The sequence below is a fragment of the Bradyrhizobium ivorense genome (assembly GCF_900696085.1).
Classification (GTDB): domain Bacteria; phylum Pseudomonadota; class Alphaproteobacteria; order Rhizobiales; family Xanthobacteraceae; genus Bradyrhizobium; species Bradyrhizobium ivorense.
This window is the reverse complement of the sequence record NZ_CAADFC020000008.1, coordinates 75,504-93,431: the sequence shown is the minus strand read 5'-3', so window position 1 is coordinate 93,431 and position 17,928 is coordinate 75,504. Positions and strand designations below refer to the sequence as shown.

Annotated in this window: 15 protein-coding genes; 12 read left to right on the top strand and 3 right to left on the bottom strand. The window is 58.7% G+C overall.

The genetic code is table 11. The features are described from left to right. Nucleotides 1-39: 39 nt before the first annotated feature. Both CI41S_RS11520 and CI41S_RS11515 read right to left on the bottom strand, forming a co-directional pair. A complete protein-coding gene (locus tag CI41S_RS11520) occupies nt 40-717 on the bottom strand; it encodes a response regulator transcription factor (RefSeq protein ID WP_139481215.1) in 678 nt (225 codons plus the stop codon). Beyond that, complete coding sequence (locus CI41S_RS11515; RefSeq protein ID WP_139859044.1) at nt 714-3,386, bottom strand: PAS domain S-box protein; 2,673 nt, start codon at nt 3,384-3,386, stop codon at nt 714-716. The genes CI41S_RS11520 and CI41S_RS11515 overlap by 4 nt, the downstream gene beginning before the upstream one ends. Nucleotides 3,387-3,938: 552 nt before the next feature. Here CI41S_RS11515 and CI41S_RS11510 point away from each other — a divergent pair. Continuing rightward, entirely contained in the window at nt 3,939-4,145 is a 207-nt protein-coding gene (locus CI41S_RS11510) for a hypothetical protein (RefSeq protein WP_139859043.1), read from the top strand. A 22-nt stretch (nt 4,146-4,167) separates the two neighbouring features. Here CI41S_RS11510 and CI41S_RS11505 read toward each other — a convergent pair whose 3' ends face one another. Further along, entirely contained in the window at nt 4,168-5,484 is a 1,317-nt protein-coding gene (locus tag CI41S_RS11505) for a dicarboxylate/amino acid:cation symporter (RefSeq protein ID WP_139859042.1), read from the bottom strand. Nucleotides 5,485-6,505: 1,021 nt separating this feature from the next. Between CI41S_RS11505 and CI41S_RS11500 the strand changes: the two genes are divergently transcribed. The 11 genes from CI41S_RS11500 to CI41S_RS11450 all read left to right on the top strand — a co-directional run bounded on the left by CI41S_RS11500 (nt 6,506) and on the right by CI41S_RS11450 (nt 17,880). Continuing rightward, nucleotides 6,506-6,790: a helix-turn-helix transcriptional regulator gene (locus tag CI41S_RS11500; RefSeq protein WP_139481212.1), complete on the top strand. Its 285-nt coding sequence runs from the start codon at nt 6,506-6,508 to the stop codon at nt 6,788-6,790. A gap of 235 nt (nt 6,791-7,025) precedes the next feature. Next, a complete protein-coding gene (locus CI41S_RS11495) occupies nt 7,026-8,075 on the top strand; it encodes an aromatic ring-hydroxylating dioxygenase subunit alpha (protein WP_139859041.1) in 1,050 nt (349 codons plus the stop codon). 3 nt (nt 8,076-8,078) lie between these two features. Further along, on the top strand, nt 8,079-8,831 hold the full coding sequence (locus CI41S_RS11490; protein WP_139859040.1) for a GntR family transcriptional regulator: 753 nt from the start codon (nt 8,079-8,081) through the stop codon (nt 8,829-8,831). A gap of 11 nt (nt 8,832-8,842) precedes the next feature. After that, nucleotides 8,843-9,823, top strand: a complete 981-nt coding sequence (locus CI41S_RS11485) for a PDR/VanB family oxidoreductase (protein WP_139859039.1) — start codon at nt 8,843-8,845, stop codon at nt 9,821-9,823. Nucleotides 9,824-10,474: 651 nt separating this feature from the next. Next, the gene (locus tag CI41S_RS11480) at nt 10,475-11,161 is read left to right on the top strand and encodes a molybdate ABC transporter permease subunit (RefSeq protein WP_172626722.1); all 687 of its coding nucleotides are present in this window, start codon (nt 10,475-10,477) and stop codon (nt 11,159-11,161) included. Nucleotides 11,162-11,273: 112 nt separating this feature from the next. Then, nucleotides 11,274-12,536: a serine hydrolase domain-containing protein gene (locus CI41S_RS11475; RefSeq protein ID WP_139859038.1), complete on the top strand. Its 1,263-nt coding sequence runs from the start codon at nt 11,274-11,276 to the stop codon at nt 12,534-12,536. An 821-nt stretch (nt 12,537-13,357) separates the two neighbouring features. Next, nucleotides 13,358-14,458 (top strand): hydrogenase small subunit, encoded by a 1,101-nt coding sequence (locus tag CI41S_RS11470; RefSeq protein WP_139859037.1) that lies wholly within the window; start codon nt 13,358-13,360, stop codon nt 14,456-14,458. 10 nt (nt 14,459-14,468) lie between these two features. Then, a complete protein-coding gene (locus CI41S_RS11465; RefSeq protein ID WP_139859036.1) occupies nt 14,469-16,259 on the top strand; it encodes a nickel-dependent hydrogenase large subunit in 1,791 nt (596 codons plus the stop codon). A 4-nt stretch (nt 16,260-16,263) separates the two neighbouring features. After that, nucleotides 16,264-16,980: a Ni/Fe-hydrogenase, b-type cytochrome subunit gene (cybH, locus tag CI41S_RS11460; protein ID WP_139859035.1), complete on the top strand. Its 717-nt coding sequence runs from the start codon at nt 16,264-16,266 to the stop codon at nt 16,978-16,980. A gap of 11 nt (nt 16,981-16,991) precedes the next feature. Beyond that, the gene (locus CI41S_RS11455) at nt 16,992-17,573 is read left to right on the top strand and encodes a HyaD/HybD family hydrogenase maturation endopeptidase (RefSeq protein ID WP_139481204.1); all 582 of its coding nucleotides are present in this window, start codon (nt 16,992-16,994) and stop codon (nt 17,571-17,573) included. A gap of 16 nt (nt 17,574-17,589) precedes the next feature. Then, nucleotides 17,590-17,880: a HypC/HybG/HupF family hydrogenase formation chaperone gene (locus CI41S_RS11450; RefSeq protein WP_139859034.1), complete on the top strand. Its 291-nt coding sequence runs from the start codon at nt 17,590-17,592 to the stop codon at nt 17,878-17,880. Nucleotides 17,881-17,928 lie beyond the last annotated feature (48 nt).

Here is a 17,928-nt window from a genome sequence, read left to right as displayed (position 1 = left end):
CGAAAAGTGGGCTTGCGTGGTTAAATTGTAAAATCATACTTAGGTTTGTTCGGGACGGTTAGAACGGATTCCGAGCGTCTCAGTCATTCTGATCAAATCCGCCAGCGATCGGGCGCGCATCTTTTTCATCACGTGTCCTCGGTAGATCTTGACCGTAATCTCGGCGAGCCCCAGCTCGGCAGCTATCTGCTTGTTCATCAAGCCGGTAGCGACCAGTTTCATGACCGCCTGCTCGCGCGGGCTTAGGGTCTCAAATAGGGACTTGAGGTTCGCGACGGTCTGGTCGGCTTCCCGTCTTTTGCGATCGCGTTCGGTCGCCGCGATCACGGCGTCCAGCAGTTCCTGATCGCGAAACGGTTTGGTGAGAAAATCGACCGCTCCACCCTTCATGGCCCTGACGCTCATGGGAATGTCGCCATGGCCTGTAATGAAGATGATGGGAATATGAATGTTCGACTTGGCTAGCTCAGTCTGGAACTCAAGGCCGCTCAAGCCTGGCAGCCGGACATCAAGAACCAGGCAACTAACGACGTCCGGAAGCTTGCTCTGCAGCATTTCTCGTGCCGATCCGAATGCAACGACGTCCAGGCCGACGGATTGAAAAAGGTTTGTAAGCGACCGACGCATCGAGACGTCATCTTCGACAATGAAGACAATCGCATTTGCCGATGCCTCGGCGCTGCTGCCTTCGCGCTGGGGGTTTGAGCGTTCGTTCACGACACCACCTCCTTGTGCAACGGCAGGTCAAACCGAAAGCTCGCTCCGGGCCCCTGCTTGTGGACGATCGAAAGACGCCCTCCGTGAGCTTCCACAATCGAGCGGCAGATCGAGAGGCCCATGCCAAGACCGCTCGATTTTGTCGTGAAGAAGGGGTCTAACACCCGATCGGCGTCATTCTCCGCGATGCCGACGCCACTATCAGTCACCGCAAGCTGCACGTGTTCCATGTCGTCCCTAGATGACTGGATCACCAGTTCGCGGGTCCGGTCCGTAACTGCGTCCATAGCTTCGATCCCGTTCATCACCAGATTGATAATCACCTGCTGCAGCTGAATCCGGTCCCCCAGAACCGCCGGCAGCGCTGCCGTCAGCTCGGTTTTCAGTGTCACTTGGTGGCTAACCAGCTCACGATTCACCAGCGCAATGACATCCTTAACGACGTCGTTGATGTCGAGCGGAAGCATTTCGATCTCGCCCTTCTTCGCAAGCGCGCGAACGCGACGGATCACCTCGCTTGCCCTGATCGCGTCTTCGATTATCCATTCAACGGATGAGCGCGCGGCGGAAAGATCAGGAGTTTTGCGGCCCATCCAACTGAGGCACGCGTCGGCGTTGCTGATAATAGCGGCGAGTGGCTGGTTGATTTCGTGGGCGATGGAGGTTGTCAGCTCTCCTAACGTCGTCACGCGCGTCACATGCGCGAGCTCCGCTTGTGCCTTCCGCAGCTCTTGTTCGGCCTGATCTGCGCGGATAACAGCGGTGATGTCGGTGCTGACGCCACGGTAGCCAAGAAAAGTGCCGCTTACGTCAAAAAATGGCTTGCCGCTCGTCCGGACGTAGATCGGAGATCCCATCCGGTTGACGGCGCGATAGACCAGATCACGAAATGGCAGATGTGCCTCTAGCCTTGCACGATGTTGCTGCCATTTCTCAGGTTCGTCTTCCAAGTCGCAAGCAATGTCCCAACGCGGCAGACCCAGGAGGCCTGTGGCCAGGATTCCCGCAGCGCTGGTATGTTCCGATAAGTGAGTGACTTTATGGTCTGGCCCGGTCTCCCAGAGCCAGTCGGAAGCCGTTTCGGCGTAGTCGCGAAAGCGCTGCTCGCTTTCGCGCAGCGCAGCAAGTGTGCTTTCCAGGCGTTCTCTGGCTGCGTATTGCTCAGTGACATCCATATGTGTCCCGATGAGCTCGCCGATATTGCCGTCGCTGCCAACCACGACATGAGCCACAGAATGTATGTGCCTCATCGAGCCGTCCGGGAGCAAGATTCGAAAATCATATTCAAAGCGGTTTTGCTTGCCGTCTCTCGCAAGTCGCTGCACTTCCTGAAGCCGCGGCAGGTCGTCCGGATGGATCCGCGAACGAATAGTCTCTATGGACAGGCTCTCTTGCGGGTCGAAGCCGAAGAGACGATTCACTTCGGCGGAGCGATACACAAAATCGACTCCGTGGACGTCCCATGACCAACTGCCAGTATGACTGAGATGCTGGGCTTCGGCCAGATAGGCCTCGCTGCGGCGTAGCTGCTGCTCTACTTGCTTTGTAACTGTGATATCCGTCGCTGCCCCGACAAACTCGATTTCGCCAGAGGCAGTTGTCGTGGCTCGCGCCTGCGCGCGGATGTGCTTCACCGAGCCGTCCGGTAGCAGCAATCGGTATTCATGCTCGAACTCCTGTGCGTCTTGCATCACTCGATCGATCGTCTGTTGGACGGAAGCTCGATCTTCCGGGTGCGTGCGCTCGACGACGAGTTGCGGGCTCGGTATCGTCTTCGGATCCAACTGGAAAATTCGAAAAAGCTCTTTTGACCAAAAAACCTCGCCAGTGGCGACATTCCAGCCGAAGCTGCCTGTGTGGCTCAACTCCTGCGCTTGAGCCAAATGGGCTTCGCTGCGCTGTAGGGCAAGTTCCGTCCGCCGTTTTTCCGTGATATCTTCGCAGGCTATCAGGACAACCGGCTTGTCATCAGCCCAAAGCATGGCTTTGGCATTTTCTCGCACCCACAGGACCGCGCCGTCTTTCCTGACCTTTTGGGCGTCCCAGGTTTGCGATTGACCGATATCTTCAAGGCATGTGCGAATGCACGTGCGAGCGAACTCGCGATCCTCCTCCGGAAAGAGCCTCAGGACGGATTGACCGATCAGTTCGGAGCGCGCATAGCCGAGGTGTGTCGCGCCGAACGTGTTGACGTTGAGGATGGTACCGGTTTCGTCGATCATGACGTACATGGCCGGATTGTGCTCAAAGATTGCGCGCCACCGCTTTTCACGGTCTTTCAAATCGGCCGTGCTGCGCCGGAGCTCGGCCGCAGTCTCACGCGCAGCCTCTCGTTCCTGGCGGATCTTTCCAATCAGGTGCGTTCCGACAATCGAGACGGTAAAGAATGCGACAACCACCAGAAGAACTTGAGGGTCGTCGATCCGCAGACTGAACGCCGGCGGCGCAAAGTAGTACGCCAAAGCAGCGATAGCTAAGACCGAAAGCGCGGATGACGCGATAAAGCTGCCGATCAATGAAAACAGCAATATAACCAGCAAATAGCCGAACGCCGTCGCAGCGAAATGTGTTTGAAGGTACAAGGAAGCTAGCGTCACCACCGCCAGCGTTACGCTGCCGAAAGTAAACTGCGTGGCAGAACGTTTGAAGTTATTGATCTGGTTATACATTCTTGGACCGTCCGGCCTTTCTCCGGCGGGAGAGTTATAACATTTTAGGCAAAAATGGGGCAATCCCTTCGGCTCCACGCTCGCGAGCGGTTCCGGGCGAATTGCTTGCAGCTGAACTCAGCACGTGCCGAAGAAAGGCGCATTACAAACGTAGGTATAGTTGTTCTAAACCTTTCCATATGGCGCGCTGACGTGCGTACAATCGGGGCTCATATGTCTGTTTTCCTTCACTGCGATAGCCCGTTGGCAGGCGCGCGCGGCTGTGGAGGCGCGGCCGAGCACAATTCCGTGCCGCCAAGGCACGTCCAACGACGAGGATAGCTGCTGCCGCGAACCCACCAAGACCCCGACGCTGAACAATGAGGCGCGCGTCGTTAAATCTCTAGAAGAGCGCCGACAAGCAGTGGAGCGCCTTGACGTTTGCTCCATGCGATCCATCTCGACTTGGTGAAAGTGCCAATCTGGTTCACGAGTCATCACTGGCGCAGCATCAGTGGACGAGGCCAGTCCGGTGGCCGCGCACCAAGCCGTTTCATGGGGAGATCCAGTACCTTGGCCCGTCAGGCCGGCCAGTTCGGTCGGAATCGTCTGCCTCCGGCCAACCTTGCCGGCATTTGGATCGCGTTGGGGCGCGACACCGATTCGTGGTGCGATCCGCAGATTCGCGAGAAGAACTCCGGCTCGCAGTTCAGTCGGCTGCGCCGATTGAACTGCGAAAAAATCACGGAGTTGGCTACGCTCAGTTCGAGCGCGCCTTGAAATCACGGATAGGACCTGGAGCCTACCTCCTGGAGCTTCGTGTATCGATACCGGCGGTGGGCTGTTTGAGCCGGGCATGCAGCGTCGCGTCGTCGAGCTCGCCTTCCCACCAGGACACGAACACAGCGGCGATGCCATTGCCGGTGATGTTGGTAAGGGCTCGCACCTCGCTCATGAACTTGTCGATCGAGAATACGATCGCCATGCCCGGCACCAATGCCGGGTTGACCACCGACAATGTCGCGGCGAGTGTGATGAAGCCTGCGCCGGTGACGCCGCTTGCTCCCTTCGAGGTCAGCATTGCCACGAGCAAGATCGTGAGCTGTTGGCCAAAGGTGAGATCGACCCCGAGTGCCTGGGCAATGAACAAAGTCGCAAGCGTCATATAAATGTTGGTGCCGTCGAGGTTGAAGGAGTAGCCGGTTGGCACCACGAGGCCGACCACGGGCTTTGAGCAGCCCAGCCGCTCGAGCTTCTCCATCAATTGTGGCAGCGCGCTTTCCGAGGACGAGGTGCCAAGCACGATCAGAAGCTCGTCTTTGATATAGATAATGAACTTGAAGATCGAGAAGCCGACGATCCGCGCGATCAGGCCGAGCACGACGACCACAAATATCGCGGCCGTCGCATAGAATAGTACGATCAGCCCGATCAAATTACCGAGCGCCGCCGGCCCGAATTTGCCGATCGTGAAGGCCATCGCGCCGAACGCACCGATCGGGGCCGCTTTCATGATGATGGCGATCACGCCGAACACTGCGTGCGCGACGTCGTCAATCATGCCGCGCAGTCGCTCTCCACGCTCCCCCAGCGCCATCAGCGAAAAGCCAAACAGGATCGCGAACAGGAGCACTTGCAGAACATCGCCGCGGGCGAGGGCGCCGATCACAGTATCGGGAATGATATTGAGAAAAAAATCGACGGTCTTCGAGGCTTCCGCCTGCTTGACGTAGTTGGCGACCGCCGCAGCGTCCGGTTTGACCGCAAGGCCATGGCCGATCTGGACCAGATTGCCCATGACAAGGCCCAACACCAAGGCAAAGCTCGATACGATCTCGAAATAGATCAGCGCTTTGACGCCGACGCGCCCGACTTTCTTTGCGTCCTGAATATGCGCGATCCCGGATGCGACGGTGCAGAAGATGATCGGTGCGATCACCATCTTGATCAGCTTGATGAAGCCATCACCGAGCGCTTTGACCCAGTCGTTGGTCGCGACCGACGGCCATAGCCAGCCGACGATGGCGCCAATCACGATCGCGATCAACACCTGAACGTAGAGAATTTTATACCAAGTCTGCGACGCGCGCGCGGGCGCCGCAGTTGCCATGGTGGTCATGACGCTTCCTTCCCGAATACACTCGAATGCGCGCCGCTACATCGTTGAGAGGCGACGGCATCATACGAGGCTGTCATTTTAGCCGTGTCCGATTGAAGACGATTCCGGGAGCCGGCGCGTCATTCCAAAGGCAGGCGTTCAGTTACGTTATCTTTTTTCGTCAAGCAAGATCCGCACCAGAGCCTAACCTGCAGACGATCGAGTCGCCGTCGGATAAGCGGCCTGTCTTCTGACGAGGTCTGATTGAATCTTCGAATGGCATTTGTGAGGTCGGTCGCGAAGGCGTTGCTCAGCGTCATGCCGCATTTTGCTGGCAAGTTTCCCGAGGCACGTCTCGGCATAGAAATCCTAGAGTGATCGGTACGCTTCAAGTGCTGAGCTTGATGCAACAGTACGTTACATTGGTAAAATTGATTGTTTGGATCGTAGGCATCCAGGCGATGGAAGCGTGCGACATCTAGCGGGCTGGTCGATGTGAGGTCGTATCCGCATCGGCGCTCGCCGAGCAGTTAGGCGTCTCGGCGTTGCGATGGAGTTCTCAACTCGTTCATTCCGCTCTGGCAGTTTTGAACGTTCTTCTTCTGAACTCTTTGCCAGGCAGGACGAGACCAATGTGACTTATTCTTGCTGCGGATGTCCCGGCGAGTTTGAATCGAGTTGCGACAATCGGATGGCGGTGGACGTGCTCCGGTATCGTCCGGTAAAACCGATGGTTCGGCAGAATTTCTGCGCAAAGTGATTCTGCCTCCGCATTGTGAAGGCGCCCGATCAACTTGCCATGCCCATCCGTGCAAGGTGCGTCTTTGCAGCCGCGAGTGGTGATCGACCAAGGTCGTAGGCTGGATGGGCGCTAGATAGAAGCGAGCTTTGCCGCCAAGCGCTGGGGATGAATAGCGCTTCAACTTGGGGTGTCGAAAGTCGCTTCCTCGATATTCGGTATCCCTCCAGAGCGCGCGCTTCTCCATGATGATGGCACGAAAGTGCCGCCGTTCGCGGCCGGCCTCTCACCTGGAGCTCTCAAATGCCCGATTCGATGTCAGATCTAGCGACGCGGTTCCTGCGTACACCGGAGGCTGCGCGTTATCTTAGCCTATCCGGCCGCACGCTCGAAAAGCACCGCACATATGGCACGGGGCCAGCGTATCGAAAGATCGGCGGTCGCGTGATCTACGCACTGGATGATTTGAGAGCGTGGGCCGATCTCGGCACCAAGACGTCGACGTCCGATCCCGGCAAGGGGACTGTGCTGCCGGCCAAGAAGCGCCCGATGCTGCGTCCCTACGCTGGACAGGAACCTCGCCGATAGCCGTACGAGGCCGCGACAGTGCAGGGACGAGATGCAGCGGGATATCCACGATGGCGAGGTTGGATTCAGCCGGTAGCTGTTTTGGTGCGCCGCAAGATCCTACCAAGCAGCTCGATCGGCATCTTGGATCATCTATGTATACAGAAAATCCATTGTAAGCCCGCATGTTCGTCATTTTTTCGGCCCGTTTCGATTCAATGTATACAGTCAGTGTCCATAAGCGAGGAATCGGCACATGAGCCATTGCTTTCCGACGAACGTCTGGTACGCGGCCGCTTGGGATGCAGAGGTGAAGCAGGCGCTGTTGCCGCGCACGATCTGCGGCAAGCACGTTGTGATGTATCGACGCGCCAACGGAGAGGTGGCGGCACTGGAGGATGCCTGTTGGCATCGGTTGGTGCCGCTCTCAAAAGGGCGTCTTGAGGGCGACAGCGTCGTCTGCGGCTATCATGGGCTGAAATTCAACGCGCAGGGCCGCTGCACCTTCATGCCCTCGCAAGAGACGATCAACCCCTCCGCCTGTGTGCGTGCCTATCCTGTGGTCGAGCGCGATCGCTTCGTCTGGCTGTGGATGGGTGATCCCGCGCTGGCCGACCCACGCTTGGTGCCGGATATGCACTGGAACGATGATTCCGCTTGGGCCGGTGATGGTGACACCATTCACCTGAAATGCGATTATCGTCTGGTTGTCGACAACCTCATGGACCTGACGCACGAAACTTTTGTGCACGGCGCCAGCATCGGCAATGACGCCATCGCGGAAGCGCCGTTTGACGTCACCCATGGTGAGAAGACCGCTACCGTAACGCGCTGGATGAAGGGGATTACCGCCCCGCCGTTCTGGGCCAAGCAATTGCAAAAACCTGGTCCGGTAGACCGCTGGCAAATCATTCGTTTCGAGGCGCCGTGCACCATCAATATCGACGTCGGAGTGGCGCCCGCTGGAACAGGCGCGCCGGAAGGCAACCGATCGGCCGGCGTCAATGGTATTGTCCTCAACACCATTACGCCCGAAACGGAAACGAGCTGCCATTATTTGTGGGCCTTCGTGCGCAATTATCGCCTGAACGAACAGCGCCTGACCACCGAACTCCGCCAAGGCGTTTCTGGCATCTTCCGCGAGGACGAGGTCATTCTCGAGGCGCAGCAGCGCGCGATCGACGAAAATCCAGACCGGGTCTTCTATAATCTCAACATCGATGCCGGCGCGATGTGGGCTCGCCGCTTGATAGATCGCATGATCGAGGCCGAGAATCCGTCGCAAGGTCGACAGGCCGCGGAGTAGGGCATGGTCGAGCGCGACAGCGATCGTTCCGTCTCGCAGACAGTACGCGCCCAGCTCAGCTTGCGCGACCTGATCCTTTCGGGTGACTTGCGGCCAGGCGAGCGGATCTCCGAGTTGCAGGCTGTGGAGACGACCGGCGCATCGCGCACCCCGGTGCGAATGGCATTGGTCCGGCTGGAGGAGGAAGGACTTCTGGAAGCGATCCCTTCTGGCGGTTTCATGGTGAAGGCATTCTCCGAGCGAGATGTCCTGGATTCGATCGAGCTGCGTGGCACGGTGGAGGGTCTGGCCGCGCGCTTTGCCGCCGAGCGCGGTGTTTCGTCGCGCGATCTTGAGCCTCTAAAAGGATGTCTTGACGAGATCGACGGCTTGGTGCGGCAGGATCCAATCTCCGTCGAGGCGTTCTCCTCCTACGTCGCGCTCAATGCGCGTTTTCACGCGCTATTGACCGAATTGTCGCGCAGTCCTCCCTTGATCCGGCAGGTCGATCGCGCGTCGGCCCTCCCATTCGCTTCGCCCAGCGGCTTTGTGATGACCCAATCGACACTGCCGGATGCGCGCCACACACTGTTGATTGCGCAAGATCAACATCGCGTCGTGGTCGACGCAATCGAAAATCGCGAAGGAGCACGGGCCGAAGCAATCATGCGCGAGCACGCCCGAGTAGCGGCGCGCAATCTGCGCCTGGTGCTCAGGAACAAGACGCATTCTGACCTGCTGCCAGGACTGGCCCTCATCAGGATGGCAGGCGATTAAAGGAAATCTCCATGCGGTTCATTGAAAGCTGGACACCCGCAACGCTCGTCGCGACGCGCGATCTGACACCTTCGATCCGCGAGTTCCTGATCAAACCGGAAAACTTTGATGGCGCGGCTTATCCGGTCGGCAGCCATATCAATATCGCCGTCACGATCGATGGGCGCCCGGAGGCGCGGTCCTATTCCTTGGTCGGCGAAGCCGACCGAACCGGTTATCGTATCGCCGTGCGGCGCGCAGAGGACTCCCGCGGCGGCTCGCAGTACATGTGGTCGCTCGCGCCGGGTGCCCGATTGACCATTACATTGCCGGCCTCTTTGCTGCCGATTGACTGGGCGCGCCGGCACTACTGCCTAATCGCGGCCGGCATCGGCATTACGCCACTGATCGGGGCAGCTCAGGCGTTGGCGCGCCGCGATGCCGACTTCACTCTGCATTATGCTGTGACGTCTCGTGAGCAGGCCGTCTATTTGGATGTTCTCGCTCCCTTGCTGAACGAGCGGCTTATTGTCCATGCAGGCAACGAAGGGCGCAGGCTCAATTTGGATGACTTGTTCGCTTCGCTGCCGCCCGACGCCTTGACCCTCTTGTGCGGTCCGATCCGGATGCTCGATGCCGCGCGCCGGGCCTGGACTGGTGCAGGACGCGCACTGTCCGACCTACGCTACGAGACCTTCGGCTCGAGCGGCTCGCTGCCGACCGAGGGGTTTCGGGTGCGCCTTGCAGATCAGGCCATTGAGATCGAGATTCCGCGCGATCGCTCGTTGCTGGACGTGCTCAATGGGGCCGGTTACGAGGTGATTTCGGATTGCCGGCGCGGTGAGTGCGGCGTCTGCGCCATCGATCTCGTCAAAATCGACGGTGAGCTTGACCACCGCGACGTTTTCTTCAGCGAACAGCAAAAGCACGCGAACGAAAAGATCTGTGCATGTGTTTCTCGCGCTCGCGGCACGATCACCGTCGATATACTGCATCGCCCGGACGCGCTATAGCTTCGCTGCAACTTCTTGTTTTAGGTAGCAGATCGTTGCCTCAGAACTCGGCAACCAACGCATGGCTATGGTTTGCTACGTTATCATAGAACAGTGCGCGCATGATTGCCGGATGGCGGTCCGCAGCCTGTCTTGCTCCTCGACAAGGCGAAAGTCGAGTACGGACTGAACTCCGAGAGTCGATCGCGTCCATTCTCGCAGTGGGGCTGTGACGGAGGCTCTGCGATTATACACGCTGGCCTTTGAGGGACACTGACAGGCAACCAACACTTCGAAGCAGCATCCACGTGAGGATTTGCATCGAGGCGTTGCGGATGCGCGCATCTCGGGCTGCCACTCTGCCGTCTCATTCTGCGGTCGCTGTCTGCTTGAGAACAAAGATGCCGGAAACCCGACAGCGCGTTAGGTTCATCCCGCAGTAGGGCTGGCAGCCACGCGCGTTTTTCTCACGTTAGACGCAGAGCCCACCACATTTCGCAAGCGGCACGCGGATTGCTGGTTGGTGAGCTAAGGAGCGGCCGCCGTCGGGCCGGTCGAAGCTGCCCTGTCACAGGAGTTTCCGATGAGCCTTGCGATTCTGCTTTTGCTTGCAGAAACGACGCGATCGCTGCGCCGGTATGGCGACGTGCTCTCGCCGGTGGGCTGACACACATGGATGCCCTTTCGTCAGAAATCTGGCAATCCGTTGCGCTCACGGTCGAGCTCGCCAGCGTGACGACAATGATCCTGCTGGTGATTGGCGCGCCGCTCGCGTGGTGGTTGGCACGGTCAAAAACGGTTTTGAGCGAGGCGGTGGCGACAATGGTCGCGCTGCCGCTTGTGCTGCCACCCACGGCGCTCGGTTTCTGCGTACTCGTCCTGCTCGGTCCGAACGGACCAGGGGGTCTTCTCGCCTCTTTCTGGGGCGAGCACACACTCGCCTTTACCTTTGCAGGAATCGTGGTCGGATCGGTCCTCTCGGCGCTCCCTTTGGTGGTGCAGCCGATCCGTAGCGCCTTTGTTGCGATGGGCAACCACCCGCAGGACGTTGTGGCAAGTCAGCGCGTTTCTGCGTTGTTCGCCTTCATTACCGTCGGCCTGCCGCTGGCACGGCTGGAGTTCCTCAAGGCTGGCCTGGTTGGCTTTGCTCATACGATCGGCACCTTCGGTGTCGTGATGATGATCGGAGGCAACATTCCTGGGCGCACTAAGGTGTTGTCAGCCTATGTCATTGACTACGTCCAAGCATCGCGCTGGCGCGAGGCAGGCTGGGTTGCCGGCGGTATGGTAATGTTTGCCTTTGCGGTCATGTTCACTTTGACCCTCATCGACAAAAGATGTGCCAGGAGAGGCACGTGAGGGGCAGACGTACCAGGCCGGATCGAAGCATCTTCGGCGTACTGGCCAAGCTGGCCGGTCAACCGAGCAGCAGTATTGCAAGTTAGATCCGTTCATTCTTGACGAGGATACAATGAACAAGCTCGTTGCAGCCGCGGCGGCCGCTGGTATCAGCTTTAATTCAGCACACTCCGCGCCTTTGCCCGAGGCGAGGGCCGATGACGTCGGAGTTTCCAAGCAGCGCCTTGCCAAACTGGACGAGTTCTTCGCTGGCGAGATCGCAACCAAGCGCGTGCCGGGCGCAGTGGTTGCAATCGCCAGAGACGGCAAGCTGATTCACTACAAGGCGTATGGGCAACTCGATCCTGAAAAAGGAACCTCGATGAGGCTCGATGCGATATTCGCGCTCGCATCTATGACCAAACCGATGGTGGCGGTTGCTGGGCTTACCCTCATGGAACAGGGTCGCCTGCCTCTGCGGGCCAAACTTACGGATTACTATCCCGAATTTGCAAACATGAAAGTGGGAGTACCGCAAGCTGACGGTTCATTAAAATTCGAAGCGCAGAGTTCCCCGATCTACGTCCACGACCTTTATCGCCACACATCAGGTCTCACCTATGGCACGCCGCCGGACAGCTCAGACCAAGTGGCGCGTCTCTATCCGGATTTCGCAGCGCCAGCGGTCAAGGGCAATAAGCAGGCTTTCATCGAAGGCATTACCAAGCTGCCGTTGGCGCACCAACCGGGAACGGAATTCGAATACGGCTTCTCGACCGATGTGCTTGGCGCTGTCGTGGAACAGGTTAGCGAGCAGCCATTAGGCGAGTATCTTTCCAGCAACCTGTGGAAGCCGATCGGAATGCTGGATGCCACTTTCCATTTGTCGGGATCGCAACGCGAGCGGCTCGCGCGTCCATTTAAAGACGACCCACTGACGGGAAAGCCACAAGACATCGAACTCCTCGAAAGTCCGACGAAGTTTGACTGCGGGGGAGCCTGTGCATTTGCGACAGTTGGTGACTACGTGCGCTTTGGGCAAATGCTGCTAAACGGTGGGGAGCTCGATGGGCAGCGCATTCTCGGTCCCAAGACGGTGCATCACATGATCTCCAACCACCTTGGGCCAGAGATCAAAAACAAGGTCGCTAATGTGGAGCCGCACCGTGCCGGCTTTGGGTTTGGGCTCGGAGTGGCTGTACGCATAAGCGAGGGTCTCTCGGCCGTTCCAGGCAATCCAGGTGAGTTCACCTGGACCGGCGCTTACGGAACACAATTTTTCTGTGATCCAAAGGAGCGCCTGGTCGTGGTGGTTGGAACGGCTGCGCCCGGAGAGATCCGCAAGTACTACCGCGAGCAAGTCCAGGATATCGTCTATGCTGGCATAGTTCGTTAGTTCGCTTGCCGTCGGAAAAGCTCGATAAACAGATTGGATAATTAGCAAGTGATGCCTGTGCCGCGGATGGGCGTCAAACTAAAAATACCACACCGTCGCCTGCTATCCGCGTCGGGCGAATCGGACCCAGTGCATGGAAACAGCAAGATCGCCTCTGCCATCGCTGCGAAGCTCACCGGAGAGAGGTGATGCGCCAAGCGATCGCCGTGCTGGCGCTTGGCTCGCGCGATGAACGGTCCTGGGAGAAAGCTCTCAAATGCACCCAGCCTTGGACCCGCAATCCTGGCGGGCTTGCTACCGAGCGTCATTGACCCAAGGCAGATCGGATCGATCCGCCCTGAAGGCGGTGTACTGCGGAGCGGAGGGCTCGCTATCGCGACGTTTCTTGGTCGCTGGTTCGGGTTGTTGGTGGTGACTGCCACTTTGGTGTCTGTGCGCAGTTGCGACGATCGCGGCCTCCATTGCATCTGAGAATGGCGAACAAGTCCCATTGAAATCGGTGCTCAGTGCGGTGTGGCGTGAACTGCGGCAATTGTCGTGCCGGCCGGTGTCGCGGCCGTACCTAGCGAGTGAGTATGACGCATTGGCCGCGAGGGACGAGCCATTGTGCGGCATTGTTGGAGTTCTCACGTCGACGGTCAAAACCGGACACATTAGCACGACGAGCGCTCGGGTTGCGCAGCCTGCGCCGAGCTCGCCGATCCACCGCAAATCGCGGAGTGGCGGCTTGGTACCGTCAGATGTTTGCCGTGCGCTGGCCCGTTTTTTGCTGCCGAATGTGAGCAATTCGTCACGGCCGACGAGAAACTTGGAAGGGGTTCATGGGCAGGGCAACGGAAACTTTCTACAGCGTAATCAGACGCCAGGGTATCACGCGCCGCAGTTTCCACAGATTTTGCAGTTTGACCGCCTCGAGCTTCGGACTCGGCCCGCTTGCCGCAAGCAAGATTGCCCATGCCCTGGAGACCAAACCGCGTATGCCCGTCATCTGGCTGCACGGGCTCGAGTGTACCTGCTGCTCGGAAAGCTTTATCCGCTCGGCCCACCCGTTAATCAAAGACGTGCTGTTGTCGATGATTTCGCTCGACTATGACGATACGATCATGGCCGCGGCAGGTCACCAGGCTGAAGCCATTCTGGAGGAAACCCGTGCCAGGCACAAAGGTAGATATGTGCTTGCCGTCGAAGGCAACGCGCCGCTGAATGAGGGGGGCATGTTCTGCATTGACGGCGGCAAGCCGTTCGTTGAGAGGCTCAGGTGGATGGCGGAATCATCCATGGCGGTCATTGCCTGGGGGACCTGCGCATCTTGGGGCTGCGTGCAAGCCGCCAAGCCCAATCCGACAGGCGCTGTACCGATCGATAAGGTGATCACCGAAAAGCCGATCGTCAAGGTTCCCGGGTGTCCCCCCATCGCAGAGGTCATGACCGGCCTAGTGACCTTCATCACCACGTTCGGAAGGCTTCCTGAGCTCGATCGCCAAGGACGCCCAAAGATGTTTTATTCCGAGCGCATCCACGACAAGTGCTATCGGCGTTCGCACTTCGACGCCGGCCAATTTGTCGAGGAGTGGGACGATGAGTGCGCCCGCAAGGGCTACTGCCTGTACAAGATGGGCTGCAAGGGGCCGACCACTTACAATGCCTGTTCGGCCCTTCGCTGGAACGGGGGCGTTTCATTCCCCATTCAATCAGGCCACGGCTGCTTGGGCTGCTCCGAAGACGGCTTTTGGGACAAAGGTTCGTTTTACGATCGGCTCACGACCATCCAGCAGTTCGGCATCGAGAAGAACGCCGATCAGATCGGCATGGCCGCTGCCGGCGTGGTTGGGCTGGCCGTTGCCGCACATGCGGCGGTCACGGCCGTGAAGCGATTGACCCACAAGCCGGATCGCGCAGCTCCCAAAGACAAGCCGACTTGAGAGGGCGACGGTGGCGGTCCAGACACCGAATGGGTTTAACCTCGATCGTTCCGGCAAGCGCATTGTGATCGATCCGCTGACCCGGATCGAGGGCCACCTGCGCGTCGAAGCCAACCTCGATGCGGACAACGTGGTCCGCAATGCGGTCTCGAGCGGGACGATGTGGCGTGGAATCGAAGTCATCTTGCGCGGGCGGGATCCGCGCGACGCCTGGGCGTTCACCGAGCGGATTTGCGGTGTCTGCACCGGCACCCATGCGCTCACCTCCGTGCGCGCCGTTGAAAATGCGCTGGGGATCACCGTTCCGGAGAATGCCAACTCGATCCGCAACATCATGCAGCTGTGCCTGCTTGTGCATGATCATCTCGTGCATTTCTATCACCTGCACGCGCTGGATTGGGTCGACGTCATCTCTGCGCTCAAGGCCGATCCCAAGTCCACCTCGGCGCTGGCGCAGTCTATCTCGCCCTGGCCGCTGTCGTCCCCTGGCTATTTCAAGGATCTGCAGATCAGGCTCACCAAATTCTTCGAATCAGGGCAGCCCGGTCCGTTCAAGAACGGCTATTGGGGGCATCCGGCGTACAAGCTGCCACCTGAAGTGAACCTGATGGCCGTGGCGCATTATCTGGAAGCGCTCGACTTCCAAAAGGAGATCGTCAAGATCCAAGCAGTCTATGGGGGCAAGAACCCGCATCCGAACTGGCTGGTCGGCGGCGTGGCCTGCGCGATCAATATCGATGGAACTGGTGCGGCCGGTGCGGTCAATATGGAGCGGCTTAACCTGGTGTCCTCGGTCATCGACCGTTCAATCGAGTTTGTCGAGCAGGTCTATCTGCCCGACATTGCGGCGATCGGCTCGTTTTATAAAGACTGGCTGCACGGCGGCGGACTTTCCAGCAAAAGCGTGATGTCCTATGGCGACATCCCCGAAATCGCCAATGACTGTTCCGCGAAAAGTCTCAAGCTGCCGCGCGGCGTCATTCTTGGCGGCAATCTTGAGGAGATTTTGCCGGTCGACCTTGGCGATCCCGAGCAAATCCAGGAATTCGTGGCGCATTCATGGTATAGATACCCTAGCGAGTTCAGCGGATTGCATCCCTGGGAGGGCATCACCGAGCCGAACTTTGAGCTAGGGGCAAACGTCAAAGGCAGCAGAACAGATATCAAGGAGCTCGACGAAGGCGGCAGGTATTCCTGGATCAAAGCGCCGCGCTGGCGCGGCCACGCCGTCGAGGTCGGGCCGTTGGCGCGATACATCATCGGTTATGCGCAAGGCAAAGCCGAATTCAAGGAGCCGGCCAACAGACTGCTCAAGGGGCTCAATCTTCCCCTGAGCGCGCTGTTTTCGACATTTGGCCGTACTGCGACGCGGGCACTCGAATGCCAGTGGGCGGCACATCAGATGCGTTATTTCCAGGACAAGCTGGTCGTCCACATCAAGGCAGGCAATAGCGCAACCGCCAACGTCGGCAAGTGGAAGCCGGAAAGCTGGCCTAACGAGGCCAACGGCTACGGTTTCACCGAGGCGCCGCGCGGCGCGCTCGGGCACTGGATCAAGATCAAGGACACCAAGATCGACAATTACCAATGTGTCGTGCCGACGACGTGGAATGGGTCTCCTCGCGATTCCAAGGGCAATATTGGCGCCTTTGAGGCTTCCCTGATCGGGACCCCGATCGCGGACCCGAAGCGGCCCTTGGAGATCTTGCGCACGATCCATTCCTTTGATCCGTGTTTGGCGTGCTCAACCCATGTGATCAGTCCTGACGGCCAAGAAATGGCTTCAGTCAATGTTCGGTAGGGACATGCCCGACAAGGCTCCGCAAAACCCTGCCGCCGTCGATGCGCCACCGACTGTTGGCGGCGGCCGTGGCGCCGCTTACGTCTATGAAGCGCCGGTGCGACTGTGGCACTGGGTCAATGCGGCGGCCATTCTGGTGCTGGGCGTAACCGGCTATCTCATTGGAACCGGGACACCGGCGATGCCGGGAGAGGCTAGCGGCAATTTCTTGTTCGGCTATATCCGCTTTACGCATTTCTCTGCAGGATATGTGCTCGGCGTCGGCTTTCTGCTGCGCATCTACTGGGCCCTGATGGGAAACCCGCATGCCATGCAGATCTTTTGCGTGCCGCTCTGGCGCAGCTGCTTTTGGCGCGAAGTTTACGATGAGATGCGCTGGTACGCGTTCCTCGCAGTTGAGCCCGACAGACGCGTCGGGCACAATCGGCTGGCTCAGCTTGCGATGTTCTTTATGTTCACGCAGACGATCACGTTCATGATCGTCACAGGCTTTGCACTTTATGGACAGGGCGCGGGCCGTGACAGCTGGCAGTACAGACTGTTCGGCTGGGTATTTGCAATCTGGCCTAACAGTCAGGACGTCCATACCTGGCATCATCTCGGGCTGTGGGTCGTCGTGACCTTTGCGCTGGTCCACATCTACGCGGTGATCCGGGAAGACATCATGTCGGAGCGGAGCATCTCCTCGATGATTTCCGGTCAGCGTCAGTTTCGCGATTGACTGGGAAGCCGATGCTGACTCCGGAGAACAAGAAAAGGATCCTGGTGCTTGGCATCGGCAATATCCTATGGGCCGACGAGGGATTCGGCGTGCGAGTGGTAGAGGAGTTTCATCGTCGTTACAGCATCGATGACAACGTCTCCATCCTCGATGGTGGCACGCAGGGGCTCTACCTTGTCAGTTTCCTTGAGCAGGCCGATTGCCTGATCGTGTTCGATGCCATCGACTATGGACTTTCGCCCGGGCAGTTGAAGCTTGTGCGGGATGACGAGGTGCCGAAGTTTAGCGCTGCCAAAAAGCTGAGCCTGCATCAGACCGGCTTTCAAGAGGTCTTGAGTGCAGCCGACCTGCTTGACCGCTGCCCGCGAGAACTCGCTCTGATCGGTTGTCAGCCGCTGGACCTGGAGCGTTGGGGCGGTCCGCTGACTGCTCCGGTGCGCTTTCAGATCGCGCCTGCGATCGAACTGGCTTGCAAACTGCTGGCCCAGTGGGGCTCGCCGGCGAAACTGCGAGCCTCGCCGCTGCCTGCATCAGAACGGCTGTTGGGGAACAATATCGACCATGTAAATTATGAAAGGGCGCAGCCGATCTAGCGGCGCGCGGCTATTCATGTGCCTCGGCTTACCAATGACGATTGTTGAGACCGACGGCATCACGGCGCTATGCGAGTATGGCGATGAACAGCGGCGCGTCTCAGTCATGCTGCTCTCCGGCGCGTCAGTCGGCGCCAAGGTCCTCGTCCATATCGACACAGCGGTGCGGCTGTTGGAGGAGGATGAAGCAAGTCGGATCTCGGAAGCACTCGACGGGCTTGAGGCCGGCCTCAATGGCGAGGACTGCGATCGCTTCTTTGCGGACTTGGTCGCGCGTGAGCCGCAATTGCCCGACCATCTGCGCTAGCGGCGCCGCGCACGGACATCGCGCTAGCGCGCCTTGCTCGCAAATCGA